The sequence below is a fragment of the Pantoea sp. ABR1s genome, assembly GCF_057812235.1.
This window is the reverse complement of the sequence record NZ_JBSZSY010000002.1, coordinates 68,817-84,890: the sequence shown is the minus strand read 5'-3', so window position 1 is coordinate 84,890 and position 16,074 is coordinate 68,817. Positions and strand designations below refer to the sequence as shown.

Below are 16,074 nucleotides of genomic sequence, written 5' to 3'. Positions count from 1 at the left end.
CTCCTTACGATGTGTCGGGAAATGGCTACTCGCCATCGGTAAAACGGCGATACCACCATGGGCGCCCGCTCAGTGACCTTCCGCGGAGCAGACGTACAAGCCGTGTGAGCATCTCTACCAGGCTCCAGCCAAACATTTTCAGCAGGCGAAAAACCGCTATCACGCCGGAGACGATATAAATCGTCTCCATACAGGGGAAACGGAACCAGAAGAGATAAAGCAGAAATAACCAGGCGGGGATGCCTATAAACGTCAGGCTTTTGCCTGAATTGCGCCAGAAACCGGGGGGATAGTCTTCTTTCCTGAGGTCATTCATGCCGCCACCTCAAATTCGCGGCGCTGGCTTGGAGACATCACCATATTGAGCTCCGCGGGAGCAATACGGCCCTCAACACAGAGCCGCCAGGCCTGATCCACGATGCGGCGTTTTTCCAGCCGGATAATGCTGTTTACGTGCGCGCCCCATTGTGACCAGGGCTTGCCGCCCAGCTTTTCACGCAGGGCATGATCAATAACGATGTACTCTCGCACCGCCGTGCGCTTTCCATCAGTTGTACGTAACAGCGTTTGCACTACCACATACTGCAGCACGCCCAGCAGCGCCCACGCCATGGCATCACGACTTTCATGCGGGAATTCCATAAGCAGGCGAGCAAATACCTCCCCGGGCGAGTCGATATGAGTTGTGGAAAGGCATAAGTGACCAAGCTGTCCGGCGCGGATACCGGCATCGATAGTTTCGCGGTCGCGCATTTCCCCCACGCCCATAACCGACGGGGCGCGGCGCAGGTCAGCGCGGATACCGGTTGCAAAATCCGGAATGTCTTCACCTACCTGTGACTGCAGCGGCGGCAAAACATCGTTCGGGCGCCCGAGGATAAACTCAATCGGATCTTCTTTCGTTGTGACTTTACGGTCTGGAAAGGTGTCCAGGCAGTACCGGTACGTAGAAGCAAGCGCCGTGCTTTTTCCGGATCCGGTAATGCCGCCCCATAAGGCAAGGCCTTTTTCCGGCAGAATGTTTTCCATCAGTTCCGGCTCAAGTCCCATGCCCTCAAGAGGCGGGATTTCTGACGGGATAACCCGCATCGTCCAGCCTATCGTTTTCTGACGCCCCGCCGTACCCTGCAGCAGGTTCACGCGAAAGCGGACTCGCTCACCGCGATCCAGGCCCCAGCGATTATTTGCATCGCCGTCGAGCTGCAGCGCACGGTCTATTGATATTCCCCCGCGCACTTTAGGACGCATCTCCGGAGAAAATATGTCATCCATCAGCTTGGACATAGTGTCATCAGCCACGGAAAACGGGCTTGCGCGTAGCAGCCGCCCGTAACGGCCAACCACAAAATGATTGTCGCCCTGCAGGTGAATGTCGCTTACATGATTGCGTGCGCACCAGACCATAAAGCTGCGCAGCGTGTCGGCGCTCAGGCCACTACTGAAGTTAAAAGGGGTGAATTCTGCTGACATTAACGTTTCTCCGTATTAATAACCGGTTTCCATTTCGATTTGTCAGTAATGAATCCTGCATGGGATTCCAGACGACGCTCGCGGTCGCCGGTAGTGAGCTTGTTACTATTGCCGGTAACAGTCTGCTGTTGCTCCGTAACTACCGGCGCAGTGATGAGGTTCTGCCGGCGCAGCAGGATGTAAGTAAGCATCCCGTTATAGTCACGAGTGAGCCGGTTGACGTTGGCCTCCAGCGTCTCGTCAGCGCTCTGGCGCCCCTCCGCCCAGCCTTCATTTACTGCAGCCTGCCATATGTCCCGCTGCACACCGTTTTCAGGCACAAGTCCGCCCGTCGGTTCGTCCGGAGGGACGGTACTCAGCCCGGCCATGAGCCAGCTGCGCCACGTTGGCGGGTTACTGACAAAGCGTTCAGGCTGGATAATTTCGTACACGCGACTCGCGGTGCGTATTTGATCGGGCGTGACGTGCGCCACGTCGGTGGCTTCCGTGATAACTGGCGGAAGCCATCCGCGGCTGCTGATAAGCGGGCGAAAGTCATAAGTGGCATCGAGTTGCTTAGCGCGCGCGTCAAGATCGCGGCGCAGCTCCCACGCCCGCTGTGCCTTACCGCCACGAAAACCGGTAGTACGCCCGCCTTCGGTAAGCATTTGCCGGCGGTTATCAGAGACGTCAGACGTATCCTGTTTTTTGGGCGACAGGTAAGCCTCGGGTCCGGGCGGCGGAGCGCCGTCAGGGCCATATGCCGGGGTCGGCTTTGACAGGTGAAATCCCGCACAACCTGCAAGCAACGCAGGCAGTAGCAGGACACAGAGTCGGGCTTTCATCGTCTGCTCCCTTTTTTATGGCGGACGGGTTCTGCAGGAAGTGAAGGCATAAACTGCAGCACCATCTGACCGGGATACGTCACCAGCGCCGCGCGCCATGCAGTCTGCATCTGGATGATGCGCAGCAGGTTTGCGTAAGTGATGCTTTGCACATCAATGTCGAGCGGGAGCGGCAGTCGCACGCCGGTGTAGCTGAACGTCTGTCCACGAGCGCGGGCCAGCGCACTCAGCAGCTCTACCGCGTCGCCGTTCCAGCTAAGCGTTATGCGATCGCTGTCGGCACGGATAGCAGCAAAAGGCAGCGATGAGGCACCATTCATATCGCCTTCAAGCCATAATTGTTGCAGTTGGAGCTTAACCCGGTTTTTGGCATCAGCAGCCGGATGAGGTTGTTCCGCTTGCTTAACATCTCTGCCATTGTAATTACCGGTAGCGGACTGACAGCCAGACAACAAAAAAGCGCACAGGCAGGCTGAGAAAATTGATAATTTCATGTTGATTCCGGAGAGGTTAGATTTGCGCGAGGCGCATTCGCCGTAGTAGAACTCAGCGGCAGTGCAGGAAATGATTTAGATGAATGCCAGGAAGGCATGTCAGTTGGCCGATTTACTCACAAATGGCATAACTGGTTGAACGAATCATTTGCTCTTTTGTGGAGTCACAATATGCAAACCAGGACGCGTCACCCGATGGTATCGATGTTACAAGCCACACAGTTCCCTGATTGGTAATGCTTTCGCAATTTCCGCCGCCACCCACAACTTTCTTTGGTGCCGGACATGTTGCAGTTGCCGCTGAAAATCGTTTGGTTATGGTTGATGCTGAGACAATATCTTTTGAAGTGACTGAACTCTGCCAGATACCCGACTGGCAGGCCAGAAGCGCACCCGTTGCATCATGACTTATTGCCCCTAACTGCCCACAGGCCGCCCCCACTGTGTTCACCTGATCCTGACTCAGGACGCCACCTGCAGAAACATCGCCGTCGGAGCGCAGACTGCCGGCCCTCATCTGTCCGCCGGTGTAAATATTTTTGTTATTTACCGACCTAACCCAATCGTTGTCGGACATATAAAACCCGCCGCCGTGGGACTCGTTAAGCCAGCCTTTATCTCCGCGAGTAATTATCCATCCGTTGTTGCTACGGATATCGTTATTGGCAGTGATACCATTGTTCGCATTAACGTTATTTCCGGCATTAACATCGCCGTTGGCGATTACCGAGCCGCCAGCGGTCACGTTGCTGCCTGCAGACACCTGTCCGGTAAAGGCACCTGTTGCCGCATTCACCGTGCCGCCGCTGTTAATGTTGTTGCCGTTCATATCGATGGCAGTATGCATGCGGTTAAGATCCGGACGACCTGTCACCTGATAACGATATAGCCTGTCGCTTTCGTCAGCATCCGTTCCCAGAGCATCGGCCGAAAGGAATGCAGCGAGATGCCCCTGCTGCGCGCTCAACCCGTAGTCACCGAGCTTTGCCTGCCAACCACCGTCAGCACCAACCGCGTTGTTTGCCGGCCATATATAGCCACCCATGCCATCAGCATCTGCAGCTATCTGACGCAGACCTTTATAAGGGATTTGGCTGCCGCCAGTTGTTAGCACAAACGCGACCAGCTGGCTGGCCTGTCCGGGGTCTCTGGCCACCGCCAGCTGATAAGTCTGGCCACTGTCATTTGTCAGCGAAAATCCGGCGGGCAGATAGCCCTGCGAGCGTAATGTGGCGCCGGTAACGATGACCGGACCGCCAGCGACCTGCGTCAGCAGCTTGTCACGGTTATCGCGCACGTAGCGCTTGCCAGCCTGGGCCACGAAGCTCAGGTGCGACGCCGTCCCGGTCCAGACCTTTTCCTGCTGCATGCCGGCATAGCGATCCATGGCACCCGGTGCGATAAAAAGGATGATGGCCATCACGATGCCGAGCTGAAGCAGCATGTTGCCGCGATGTACCGTCCGCGGCTTACGTTTCAGTAATTTCATCAGAGCAATCCCGCCAGTAGTTGGGGAAAGAAAAGGCTTATGCCGCACAGGTAACCAAACAGTGCCGGTGCAAATGGTTTTGATGTCTGGCGCGTCAGCGCGGCACACAGACAACACAGCAGCAGTCCGCCGGCGGCGGCGTAGCACGCGCTCCGCCAGGGTAGCCAGGCACAAAGACCGGCCATCAGGTAAACATCACCCAGCCCCATACGTTCCTCATCCTGACGGAAGTTAGCCAGCCAGCGCACGGCGCCGGAGAGTGCAAACGCTAACAGACTGGCCGACACTGCATCCTTAAGCGGCAGCACTGCATCAGGCAACGCGGCAGACGTCAGCCCGCCGAGCCAGAACATCACCGTGTAACGCATTGGCAGCCACTGGCAGCGCAGGTCTGTAAGGGTGAGCGGCACCGCCAGCACAAGCAGGGCGACACTTCTAAGTACGGAGCTGAAAGGTAAACCCGGAGCAAGCGCCAGCAGCCAGCCGGCTGTAAGCAGGTATATCAGGACAACCGGCGTCAGAAGCGGCCAGGTCAGGGGCGGACCATCGTGCATCCTCAGAAAGCGGCCGACCTGAAGTGCCTGCAGCGAAAACAGCCCAGCGCAGCAGGCAAGCCACACAGCAGTAGCCGGACCGTCTGTAAATGAAGTCATGAATTATTCCGTGTAGGAGGTCAGCGGCGCGCCATGTAATCGGCGTAAACCTTGCGCGCATAGATCATGCGGCGGGCGGTATTGTCGTCGGCAAAGCCAGCGTTATAGCTGCCAAGACACTCCCATGTCACACCGCAAACCTGAAGGTGCTTGGCCAGAATCCAGGCACCGACCATAACGTTCAGGCAGGGTTTGGTCAGCAGGTCCTGCTCGCTCTGCAGCACGCCCATGGCACGCAGCTGCGGTACGTGCGTAGAATTAATCTGCATCAGGCCAAAATCCCGACTGGTAACCAGCCCTTTTTTATTGCGGTTATAGCCGATAGCTACAGGATTGAAGCCGCTTTCCACCTTACTGATAGAGCGCAGTAGTTGTGGATCTACGTGATAACGAGCGCCGGCTTCGTTATAGCAGAATGCCTGCGCGGAGCGGGAAGCGCACAGCATCAATCCGCTGGCCAGCAGCAGGGTGAAAAGTTTCTTCATGATGCATACCGTGAAAAGAGCAGAAATCAGTAAGAAGGTGCAGGCCGGGGTTTCCCCCGGCCCTCCCGTCAGGTACTGCTGGTAAAGACCAGCGTGTTAGTGCCGGTTGAGCCACTGTCAGCTGTGCATTGTGCGGCAGCTACCGACGCGCTGACCGCACCGCTTGTCGCGCTCCCGTTGATGCTGGTTGACGCTACGTTATTAGCGCCACTCATTTTCTGCGCCAGCTGCGCGCAGGCTTCCTGCGGTACCTGCGTATAGGTCAGGGAAAAGGCGGTATTCTGCCCGCCGGAGGTTGCGACCGGCTGAACCGTGACGCTGCCGCCCCAGCGGTTATTCAGCGATGCACTGCCGGATGATTTGGTCCCGATCACTGCCATGCTGCCCGGCGCGCCGCCGAACTGCACCAGTGCGCCGGTCATGGTGGCGGCCGAGCTGAACTGATACGTGCCGCTGGTTTTGAGCATGCCGCGGGTGTTTGTCATCAGCTCACCGGCGTTTGACATCTCCTCCGTATAGTCAGACCGGCTGAACAATCCGTTACCGGATGCCAGCACATATACAAGTACGAGAAGCGCAGCAATGCCCACAATCACCGCTTCCTGCAGGTTAAGGGCGCCGCGGTGGACGGCAGATCGTTTTAAAGGTTGTGACATGATAAAGACCTCATTGGATGAAAAGTTAACGGTTGCCGATTAGCGAGCCCAGATCCTGGGTTGCAATAAACGTGAGCATGAGATAACCGGCGGTGACGAGCATGCCGAGCAGCTGCAAAAGCCGGGAAATCCGCTTGATGCGGTTGATAGATTTGGTGAGCCACATGCGCGCGAAGTTTTCGATATTATCTTCGCCCCCCTGATTGGAGGTCAGCAGCAGCAGCCTGTCGATAGCCTCGCGCGAAGGAAACGCATAGCCACTGTCTGCCAGCGCCTGGCCGAGATGTTTGCCTCGGGCTACCTGACGCCGTGTCGCTGTCAGCCGTTCATACAGCCAGGGCGTAGCGTTGCGGCTGAGCATATCGAGCGCCTCCTCCGTACGCACGTTCGCACGCAGCAGCGCGCTGAGATTTAGCAGAAACGATACACCCTGCATCTCCCGGTAAAGACTCCACGGAAGCAGCCTGTCCAGCACGTGTTGTCTGATTTTCCCGGTAAGCCGGGGCAGCGACCAGATAACCCATATGCAAAAGGCCGCAAGACCCGCTGCAAGCACGTACCTGTTACCGATAAAGAAGTGGGTAATGGCGCCAAGCCACCACAGCGGGCCGGTCCAGAGATTGGGCGGAGCAAGCTGTTCCAGCCGCGGCAGAAAGCGATCGTAAACCATCTGCATCATGTAAAACGTTCCGGCCAGCAGCATCGCCGGATAGGTCAGGTTTACTGCCGCCGTGGCTTTCATCTCGCCAATGCCTTTCACTACCTCAATTGCCCGCAGCAGGGCCCCGCGCAGGTCTTTCGCCGCGCGACCTGCGCGCAGGATGGTTGCCTCCTGAGAAGGGATCCAGCCGGCAAGCCCCACATCAAGACCGCGGCCGCGGGTAAGCGCGTGCCTGATGTCAGCCAGACAAAGTGATACGGCATCGTTACGCCGGCGCCGGGTGCGCTGCATACCCGCAATTGCGTCCTCCGTCTTCTGGTTGTTCTCCAGGAGAAATGCCAGATCTTCATACAGCGTCATGCGGTCAGCTGTGCTGAAGGTTTTCTGTCCTATCCAGCGGCCCAGCCCTTCAGAACGCGCGCTGCCTTTCGCAAACGATCCCTGAAGCCGCTCACGCCACTGGCGAATAAAGTCATTCATGGCCACCTCCGGCCCCGTAAAGCGCCAGGGCTTTGGGCGGCAGAAGGTTCAGGGCGTCTTCATCGAGCGGACTGAGCTTATCTGCATCGATGGGGTCAGCCTCCCCGGCCGCGATATAACGCATAAGGTGTGCTCCGCGCGTAATACCGCCCATGTGATGTACCCAATAGCTTCGCGCCGCGAGCTTGCCATGATCGCGATAGAGCTGCATAAAGCGGGCGTCAGGACGGATGACTTCCGCAATAACCTTGCGCCCGGTGATTCCGCGCCAGCAGCCCGGTGCGCTGCAGCCTTCATGGTTGCGAAACGCAACGGTTTCAGTGTTGCATTGGGTCTCAACCAGCTCGCGATCGTCTTCGGAAAGGGTATCTCTGACGTCTGCCCACCCTTTTTTGCAGGATGGGCAAAGCATCTGTACCAGGCGCTGCGCGATGAGGCCAATAACTACCTGTGGATCCAGGACCATCCCCGGCGCTATGCCCAGCGTATCGGTCAGGCGATCAATGATGCCGGTTCCGTCATTGGCGTGCGTCGTTGTCTTGACCAGCGTTCCACTCTTTGCTTCGCTGATGCTGGCATTAGCAGACCAGGTATCACGTATCTCCCCGATCACCGCAGCGTTGTAGTCCAGTCGCTTGAGTGCAGAAAGGCGACGCTGCCAGGCGCGGGTTACAGATTCAGGATCGTTACGGTCGGCTATGATCGTTGTCTGTATAGCTCCCGGCACCTTACCTTCAACCGGGTCTTCCACAGTTATCAGCCTGCGCTTGCCACCGGTCATCTCTACATACATCTGACAAAAGGTTCGCATTGTGGTGCTTTTGCCTGATCCAGTGGGGCCCGCCGTGATGATGATGCCCTCAGGACGCTTAAGCATTCGACGGATCAGCTTTTGCTGTTCTGGCAGGTAGCCCAGCGTATCCAGCGAGGGTATATCCTGACTTTCATCAAGAATGACGCGCAACACGACGTAAAGCCCGGACTCTGTAGGCACAGCTGAGTAGCGCGCCGCATAAAGGTTCAGAGCCGACACGAACTCATTACGCAGGCGTCCGTCCTGTTCATCGGTTTCACTGAAAGCCTGAGGCGCAACGTCACACATAGACATGACGATGGTTGAGGCAAGGCTCATGCCCTCCTCAACGTCCAGCTCAGCTTGCAGTTCAAGATCACCGTGGATGCGGAATACTACCGACGTGATGTTATCGGTTCCGATGAGGATGTGGATGTCAGAAGCGTGCAGTTCCCCTGCGCGACGCATGAAACTCACAACTTGTCTCTGCTCCGGCGACCAGTCGCCTGCGGTGGCGATGCCAGCGCGACCAGTCTGCTGTCGGCGCAACTCGCTCAGGTGAACAGGTTGTATATCGAGACCCGGGATCTGGCGCCGGGCGCGGGCAATTTCAGACTGCACAGCCGGACTGGCGCGGTGTTCGGTTGAAACGTACAGCCTCACCTGCTCCGGATCTCTGTCGTCCAGGTGAAGCAAATTCACAGTTTCTTCGCTGAATTCCATGCGCTTACCCCGCGAATGCCAGTGACACGAGGCCTTTGTCAGGGCTGCTGACCGTCACCTCACCGAATGTGATTTTAGCTACCGTCCAGGCAGTACCAGGAATGCGGCTGCCTGCCTGCACGCGAACCTGATTTCCACCGTCAAGCTGAAGCGTCGCGGAAAGCTGCTGTCCGCCGGATATCTCCACAATCAGCGGCAGCGCGCGACTTTCCTCCGCCGGTTTTGCAGCGGCACTGTCCTTCGTCGGTGTTGCCGGCTGCGGATTGAAGGGGCCACCCAGCACCGCGTCATAACCGTTTTTTTGTAGTTCATTGAGCGCCTTAGCCTGTGCAAGCTGGAACTCATACAGCACCGTTTTGGTCTGAATATCCTCAAGACGTCCGAAGCTGTTGTCCTGCGTCACGGGATCCGCTGGCCTCACGGCTTCAGCTGGGGATGCAGGAATGCCAGCACCGATCAGGGCATTCTCCTTTTTAACCTCATTCTGCACGGCCGGCGGCACTGATGCCGTCGGGCTGGCAGCAGCCAGCTGGCTGATGAAAACCGCGGGCAGCAGCAGGGGGCGCCACTTATTTCTCTGCATAGAGCATTCCTTCCAGGGTATAGGTCAGCCGGCTGCTGTGCAGCTCGGCCTTTACGGAACTCAGCCGCAGTCCGTTGCCCGGGAAACGCGAGGCGTCAAACAGCCGGTCCGGCGGGATATCGGTAATGAACGTAAAGCTGTAACGCTTCCAGGGCAGCGGGATCTGGTCCTGGCCGACAGTCTGAGTCAGCAGGGTTGGTTCACTGAAGCGCAGGTTCGCCCGCAGGCGTTGCGCATAGCTGGTCATGCGTCGCAGCTGCTCGTCACCAGGCAACAGCGCCTCAGGCAAGACCGGAGTAAAACGCACAGATTCTTTGAAGGAAGCGTCATCAGAGGGGCCGGGCATGTTGAAAATAGCCTGCATACCTGGACCGTAAAGCTGTGGCAGCCGGGCGGCAAAGTCACCGACCGTTCCGCCATCCGGCAGAGCATAGTGAAGCGTGAGCTGTCCCGTTGACTCGCAGATAACCTGGCTGAATACCCAGCCGGCAATCGACAGCGGCGCCTGGCGCCACTGCTTCACGCACGCGCTGAGCATGCCTGAGAAGTCCGGCTGACCGCCCCAAGGCTTAGCCAGTGTGGCAGGCTTGAGTGCTGCCGCCTCACGGGCGCGGGTCAGTTCAGCCTGTACCCACGCGTCATGCTGCGCTTTCTTTCTGACTTCAAGCCAGTGGTTGCCATACCAGGCTGCCACCACACACACCACGCCCAGTAGCAGTAAGCGGGATGTTGTACGACTGTCAGTTTTATTCAGCAGTGCCCGGGATGGCACAGTTGCTGGAAGCAGAGCTGTAAGCGGATCACGGCGTGCATCCGGCATCTCCAGCATTGAATCCGGGTCGAACACTACCCAGCCCGCAGAAGGCGCTGGCGCCGCGTCCCGGAATTGTTCAGCTGCCCGGAGAACGGTGGCAGCATCGCCCGTCACATCGCCATAGGGCGAGGGGTGACCGCCGGTAACTGCCATAAACCAGTAATTTCCGCCGGGAAGCAGAAAAATGCCCCAGCAGTCGGCAGGTATGCTCCCGAGCACCGCTGCCGTAAGCGAGGCCGGGCGTTTACCCTTTGGCAGGCCCGCCGCGTCGTCGGCAAGCGCGCCGAGCCAGGTCGCCGGCTCATCAGCCGTACCCGCAGGCAGAGCCAGCCAGTAGCTCGCCAGTTGATCCCGGGCCTCAATTCTCATGCGCCGGCTACCCCGCGCAGCTACCCACTGCCAGTGCAGGCCAGCAATCAGCGCGTATTTCCCCGAAGGGACTACACTGATCGTCGGCTGCGTCAGTTCAGAAGCCATAACGTCTCCTTATCCCAGCACCACAGGCGTCACGAGAATGATGAACATGCGTCGCCCGTCGTCGCCGCGCGCGCCGCCGCCCAGGCCAAAGAAGCTGTAGCTGCCTGTTCCCTGCCGGTTAGCGGAGTCACTTAACTGCTCATAGCCACTCAGCACCAGCGTCTGGCCGGATTGAATGATCACTCGCTGAACGATGGTTTTAGGGGTTGTCTTGGCCAGCTGCGCGTTCTGGCCACCGGAAGTAAATGCCGTGAATGTCGGGTCGTCCGACATGCTGATGGAGAATTCCAGCTGCATCTTCGGTGAGTTAGGGAACAACAACGGCAATGCGGTCATGTTAAAGCCGGTGGTGATCGTTGCTGTGGTAATTGAGGTACTGGTCCCGACGTTCGCTGTCTGGCTTGTACTGATATTTGGTACGTAATCCTGTTGAATGGCGTTCTGTACCGGCACGGCAGACAGGTTAGTGGTCAGCGCCGAGGCGGAGGTAACCACGCTGAGCTTTGCCTGCTCGTCGAGGGCTTTAAGAAACGTCTGCGTGCCCTGGCCTTTGCCGTCCAGAATGGCCACACCGCCGCTCAGCGCATCCGCTGCAGCACCGGTAAACGGGCTGGTCAGTGACATTCCGACACTGCCCGTGTTCAGTACCGCATTCCAGTCAATGCCCAGCTGGTTCTGATGACGATTCTCGATGCTGAAGACCTTCACCGAAATCATCACCTGACGGTTAAGCTCGCGGTTGCGATCGTCTATGTAGCGGCCAATGGCATCGAGCACGCGCGGCGTATCGGTAACAGTAAGGACGCCGGCTGACAGGTTGAGACGCCCGGAGCCCGGCGTCAGCATCGACTTCACCGTATTTTCCACATCCTTAAAGATGTTAGATTTGATGGTCGCCGTAGTAGTCTGACTGGTGCTGTTGTCTCCTGTGTTACCGCCACCTCCGCCGCTGGTCCCGGTAGACGTCGTTGTGCCACTCACCGTTTTCGACACGAAACTCGCGTCGCTGTCCATAAAGTTGATGGCGAAGTTTCGGGTATCGAGCCAGAAGATAGCGATATGTCCGTACTCGTAGCGCCAGGACAGACCGAGACGCGTAGTTACGTTGTCCAGCAGGCCGCTGAGCGAGCCATTCCAGCTGACGCCGCGCAGACCGCCCTCGCCCTGAGGCACAGCAACCGGCTGACTGCTGGTCTGTCCCATTGCAGCCAGCGGCACCATGCCGCTGGCATCTGGAGCCGGCAATGGGCCGGAAATTTTTTCTGTTTTGCCGCCACCTCCACTGCCAGCCATCGCTGCCTGGGCGTCTGGCGTTACAACAACCGGAATGCGGCACTGGTCAGTAATGAAGGAGCTGACGTAGGCAAGCGACACCATGCCCGGGCGGTTGATTTTGATCGCGCACGGAGGGAGCTCAGAGCGCTGCCCGGCAACTCCGCTGATGGGAACCGGATTAATCCACTGTGACGTCAGATCGCGCACAACCTGCCCGCTTTCAAGCGCGCGTTTATGGGCATCGGCCTGCGCCTCGGCGGCGCCCGCCCGTTTTTCAGTGGCATCCACGCGATCAAGCGTGCTGCAGCCGCTGGCCAGCAGGCAGAGCGCCGCCGCCGCGGTCAGCCGGTGAGGTAATTTCATTGCTGTGTCCTGTAAGAAAGGGAAAGTCAGTTAACCCATACCACGCTGCCGTCGGGGATGACGGAGGGAACGGTAAGCTGCATATCGGTGCCACTATTGTCGAGCAGGCGGCGAGAGACTACGTGTCCTGCGAGGGCGGATTGACGGGTCTGCGTCAGCAGCGCCGCCATCAGCCCGGGTTCTCCGGCGCGCCACACGTATGTTCTGCCGCCGGCGATCACGTTACTGAGGCCCGAAACGCTCTTCCAGCCTGTGAGCTGCGTATCACTGACGCTGACGTTATCCGCCGTGGGGTTAAGATAGCGCCAGTCGTTGATGCGGTTCATATAGCGCACCATCTGCGTAGCCTGGAGACTTTGCGTCTGGTCCTGCAGCTGCCCTGCCTCATGCACGGCCCGCTGGTCAGTAGAAAGTCCGCCCAGCAGGAATCCTGCAAAGATAACCAGCAGCCAGTACATGAACATTACTGAACCTCCTTATCGTCCACCGACACCACGCACTGTGCGGCACGTACGCCGGCATAGAGAGGCACCTTTGCCGTACCGTAGAGGGTGAAAAGTCGGTTCAGCATTTCCCGGAAACTGCCGTCAAAGGTGAGAGGTGCATCAATCCGGTAGTTGGTCGGCGTCAGCCAGGCGACGGTCCAGTTTTTAATACCGGGCACGGTACACGTCTCTGTAGCGGCCTGACTGTAAAGCCAGTCCTTCACTGTGCTGCCGGTTTCAATGCGCCAGTGTCGCACCTGAACTACTGGTAACGGGGTAACCGGCACGACGGGAGCGCGTATTGCGGCAGGTAAAACCGGCACGCTCGCGGCGCCAGCGGCTTTTGCGGTGGCATCGTCGCGGAACGGGTTACGTCCGGTTCCCGTCCGGGTAGCTGTTTTTGCTGGCGCCGACGTGGCCGGATTATTGGGCACAGTGGCTGGTACTGGCTTAATGGGCCCCACCGCTGGCACGGGCGATGACGTTCCCTGACCGCGTGCGCGCGTTGTCTGCGCGCGCTGCGCAGGCTCAACGGTAACCGTTCCCGTTTTCTCGTTCACAGTCGCTTTCATGCCGCGCGTGGCCAGCAGCTTATTGATGACGAACGGCCAGCGATCGTTACCCGTCCATTGCCATAACTCCGGCGCGTCTGCTGAAACAGCCTTATCAAACACGACGGTATGCCCGGGCGGGACGATTTTGCGTAGAGCTGCACGGAGCGTTGGCGCCACGCCACTCTGCCGCACAAAGCCGTCTGCAGGCCCCGCTCCAGCAGCTGACGATGGCGAAAGCGTGCCCGATGTTTTCAGAAGTGAAGCAGGGGCGACAGCCGGACGTGATAACAATGGCGCAGTTGGTTTCACACTTGCCTGCGACACGGGACGCTGAGCTGAGGGGCTGCTCTGATGTATGCGGTACTGCATGGCGCTGATGTCGGCCGCGCTACGCGAGAGCATGCCGTCCACCACACCGCCCGACGGCGGCCCTGTGATGACCGCCTGCTGAGCACAGCCGGTCAGAAACAGGGCCGGAAACAGCCCTGCCCGTTCAATAAGTGACATAGAGAAGACTCCGGATAGCTCATGGCCGGCACTGTCTGCCCGGTGGCCTCAGGCTGCCCGGCATTGACTGTGCAAAAAGCGGGATACCCGCCATTCAGAAGGGATGTTGCGGCGCCGGGTGCCTCCCGGTGCTCTGGCCAGACTGACAGACGCCAGAGCGGCGTTATTTAGACTCTACGCATCGTATTAAAAAAATTTAAGCCGATGTCAGTCTGACCGCGTGCGCTGGCCGCAGGTCCGCCGCAACGAAAAGCGCACTGGCCGGTCAGGGCAAGTGCGCTTTTCAATGGGGCGTCATGTTTAGAAGTGACAATGCCGGTTGTGCGGCCGGCATCATCAGGTTCATTTTCCGGACTGTATGAGCCAGATAATGCTCCCCGCGGTGTTGTGCTGTACAAGCAGTAATGCCCCGCCTGAAGGCAATCTAACCCGCCCTGGGTTAAACGATTTATCATCAGGCGATTTACTTTCACGTAGAGGCACCGTGGAGCTCAGCTCATAACTAACTATGCGGGGGCCATTTTCTTTCAACTGAGGATAAGGGATAACCACAGCGTTCAATTCTTCGGAAGCATTATTTACGCTTACCGGCAGCGGCTGCATATCTTTAGTCCATGCGGTTGAAGACGTTATGAATTCAGCCCGTTTATTCAGTAGCACCTTGGTTGCATCTACCTGATTGGGCCTGATGACGCGTAAAGATCCTGAATTCAGCGACGGAATGACAGAATCTGAAGGTATTTTCAGTAACTCTTCAGGACTGCTGCTCTGCGATGAGGTGAAGCGCCATGCACTCACGCTAATGTTAACGCCGCTGCCACACTGATTGCTGCAGGACGATTTTTCTGGCTGCGACACATCTTTTTGAACACATGAAGTTAAAACCAAAGGAGAGACAAGCGCGAGAAGAATGCAGGTGCGCTGAAGAGAATTCATAATCATGTTTTCCCGGGTTTGAGTAAAGCGCTGAGGTTAGGCAAGCGGGCTGTTAAGGAAGGCTGAGTCTGTATAAGGGCGCGTAGTCATAGATTGTGATCTCTGCTGACGTTCAAACCAGAACTGCACCGGCTCTTTAACCTTACAGACCAGGCCAAAGCGTAAAGCTGTGCGAAAGTTGATGCTGCTGCGCTGCGCCCGTTCAACCTGCTCTGCCAGGATGGCTCTGAAAGCCTCAGGTGTTGCATTTCCTTTGGTAACACTGCAGTCTCGGCAAACCGCCGCAAGCCCGCCGCTGATATATTCCTCGCCAATAAGTTCTGCATGCCAGCCGCGATCGGGCAGCTGCTCACCGCAATAAGCGCAGCAGCCACCAAACTGGTTCCTCAGAGCTTCGCGTTTGTTTTTAGATAGATTCACGATTCACCCCAAAATTCTGCCCGTCATCCGGGCATCAGCTATCAACAAAAATTCAGTAATTCCGGGCTTACCCACTCACTTGAGTGGGCAAGCACAGACTTCTAAGTGTCACTGTGCGTTATGTGGATTGATACCGTCAGGGATGCCCGTTCACGACCGCACTCTGGTGCAGGGCTAATCTTCTCCAGATACAGGGAGCCCGACGGATCGCCCCGGGGCCTGAAATGAATACATCGCATTTGTACGTAGGGGTATAACGGTAACGCGCCACAATTCCGACTTTGCACTGTCCCGGCCAGTGAAATGAGTACAGTAGCTCCTTTCACTGCCCCGCCTCCCGGCAGGTTCCCCTGATGTGTTGCAGGCCATGACGTAGCCTCCGGACATCTTCCGCGCACCGGTATTGCATGCCGGCAAGAGAGGACCTTGAGATCAGGGTAATAACGGGCACGTTGTTAAAGAGCTGGACCCCGAAAAAAGATAATGGGATGCCCTGCGCGATTGCGCATTTTTGACAAAATAAGAGAGCCGGTATTAAAGACACCGGCAGGATTACTTATTTAATTTTTGCCGTTATCTTCGGCAGTAAAACGTTGCCCTGGTGAGGCGAGTGAATCATAAAGCTTCAGATGATCTTCCAGCCGAAATAGTGCTTCTGTTGTTTTTGCTCGACCTGACCTTTTAGCAGAGGCTGTCAGAAGATCATTAAGTTCAGACGGCATGTACAGCATCATAGCGATGCCTTTCTGAGGTTTGCTTGCCGCCATATGTACTCCGAGTTCGAATTTTGTAAGGATTAAGTAAGTGATGCGTATTAGATAAGATTGGTCCTAAAATTCAAACTACCTTAAAAGATACTGGATAAATAAACAGTATCAATGAGGATAGTCACAAAGAATAAAAAACATTAATTATCATATATTTAATCAAAA

Annotated in this window: 17 protein-coding genes; all 17 read right to left on the bottom strand. The window is 57.1% G+C overall.

Features of this window, described 5'->3' with window-relative positions:
* Positions 1 to 25 precede the first annotated feature (25 nt).
* On the bottom strand, positions 26 to 316 hold the full coding sequence (gene icmT / locus ACXKZD_RS20300) for an IcmT/TraK family protein (protein ID WP_094106217.1): 291 nt from the start codon (positions 314 to 316) through the stop codon (positions 26 to 28).
* The gene (gene traJ, locus ACXKZD_RS20295) at positions 313 to 1,470 is read right to left on the bottom strand and encodes a plasmid transfer ATPase TraJ (protein ID WP_488982132.1); all 1,158 of its coding nucleotides are present in this window, start codon (positions 1,468 to 1,470) and stop codon (positions 313 to 315) included. The genes icmT and traJ overlap by 4 nt, the downstream gene beginning before the upstream one ends.
* Positions 1,470 to 2,294 carry a type IV secretory system conjugative DNA transfer family protein gene (locus ACXKZD_RS20290; RefSeq protein ID WP_425019430.1) on the bottom strand — a complete coding sequence of 275 codons (825 nt, stop codon included), beginning with the start codon at positions 2,292 to 2,294 and terminating at the stop codon, positions 1,470 to 1,472. Before ACXKZD_RS20290 ends, traJ begins: the two co-directional genes overlap by 1 nt.
* Positions 2,291 to 2,788, bottom strand: coding sequence for a DotD/TraH family lipoprotein (locus ACXKZD_RS20285; protein ID WP_346460358.1), 498 nt, complete (start codon positions 2,786 to 2,788; stop codon positions 2,291 to 2,293). Before ACXKZD_RS20285 ends, ACXKZD_RS20290 begins: the two co-directional genes overlap by 4 nt.
* A 112-nt stretch (positions 2,789 to 2,900) precedes the next feature.
* Entirely contained in the window at positions 2,901 to 4,277 is a 1,377-nt protein-coding gene (gene pilV, locus ACXKZD_RS20280) for a shufflon system plasmid conjugative transfer pilus tip adhesin PilV (RefSeq protein WP_488982131.1), read from the bottom strand.
* Complete coding sequence (locus ACXKZD_RS20275) at positions 4,277 to 4,930, bottom strand: prepilin peptidase (protein ID WP_488982130.1); 654 nt, start codon at positions 4,928 to 4,930, stop codon at positions 4,277 to 4,279. Before ACXKZD_RS20275 ends, pilV begins: the two co-directional genes overlap by 1 nt.
* 20 nt (positions 4,931 to 4,950) lie before the next feature.
* Positions 4,951 to 5,415, bottom strand: a complete 465-nt coding sequence (locus ACXKZD_RS20270; protein WP_094106212.1) for a lytic transglycosylase domain-containing protein — start codon at positions 5,413 to 5,415, stop codon at positions 4,951 to 4,953.
* Positions 5,416 to 5,483: 68 nt separating this feature from the next.
* A complete protein-coding gene (locus tag ACXKZD_RS20265; protein WP_094106211.1) occupies positions 5,484 to 6,071 on the bottom strand; it encodes a type 4 pilus major pilin in 588 nt (195 codons plus the stop codon).
* Positions 6,072 to 6,096: 25 nt separating this feature from the next.
* Entirely contained in the window at positions 6,097 to 7,212 is a 1,116-nt protein-coding gene (locus tag ACXKZD_RS20260; RefSeq protein ID WP_346460355.1) for a type II secretion system F family protein, read from the bottom strand.
* Positions 7,205 to 8,728: a GspE/PulE family protein gene (locus ACXKZD_RS20255; RefSeq protein ID WP_488982129.1), complete on the bottom strand. Its 1,524-nt coding sequence runs from the start codon at positions 8,726 to 8,728 to the stop codon at positions 7,205 to 7,207. Before ACXKZD_RS20255 ends, ACXKZD_RS20260 begins: the two co-directional genes overlap by 8 nt.
* Before the next feature lie 4 nt (positions 8,729 to 8,732).
* Positions 8,733 to 9,311: a type IV pilus biogenesis protein PilP gene (pilP, locus tag ACXKZD_RS20250; RefSeq protein WP_488982128.1), complete on the bottom strand. Its 579-nt coding sequence runs from the start codon at positions 9,309 to 9,311 to the stop codon at positions 8,733 to 8,735.
* Entirely contained in the window at positions 9,298 to 10,602 is a 1,305-nt protein-coding gene (pilO2, locus tag ACXKZD_RS20245) for a type 4b pilus protein PilO2 (protein ID WP_425019434.1), read from the bottom strand. The genes pilP and pilO2 overlap by 14 nt, the downstream gene beginning before the upstream one ends.
* Before the next feature lie 9 nt (positions 10,603 to 10,611).
* On the bottom strand, positions 10,612 to 12,240 hold the full coding sequence (pilN, locus tag ACXKZD_RS20240) for a PilN family type IVB pilus formation outer membrane protein (RefSeq protein ID WP_425019435.1): 1,629 nt from the start codon (positions 12,238 to 12,240) through the stop codon (positions 10,612 to 10,614).
* 26 nt (positions 12,241 to 12,266) lie between these two features.
* The gene (pilM, locus tag ACXKZD_RS20235; protein WP_425019436.1) at positions 12,267 to 12,704 is read right to left on the bottom strand and encodes a type IV pilus biogenesis protein PilM; all 438 of its coding nucleotides are present in this window, start codon (positions 12,702 to 12,704) and stop codon (positions 12,267 to 12,269) included.
* A complete protein-coding gene (locus ACXKZD_RS20230) occupies positions 12,704 to 13,786 on the bottom strand; it encodes a TcpQ domain-containing protein (protein WP_488982127.1) in 1,083 nt (360 codons plus the stop codon). Before ACXKZD_RS20230 ends, pilM begins: the two co-directional genes overlap by 1 nt.
* Before the next feature lie 342 nt (positions 13,787 to 14,128).
* Positions 14,129 to 14,728, bottom strand: a complete 600-nt coding sequence (locus tag ACXKZD_RS20225) for a hypothetical protein (RefSeq protein ID WP_488982126.1) — start codon at positions 14,726 to 14,728, stop codon at positions 14,129 to 14,131.
* Positions 14,729 to 15,702: 974 nt separating this feature from the next.
* Positions 15,703 to 15,909: a TraY domain-containing protein gene (locus ACXKZD_RS20220; RefSeq protein ID WP_094106199.1), complete on the bottom strand. Its 207-nt coding sequence runs from the start codon at positions 15,907 to 15,909 to the stop codon at positions 15,703 to 15,705.
* Between the last annotated feature and the right edge of the window lie 165 nt (positions 15,910 to 16,074).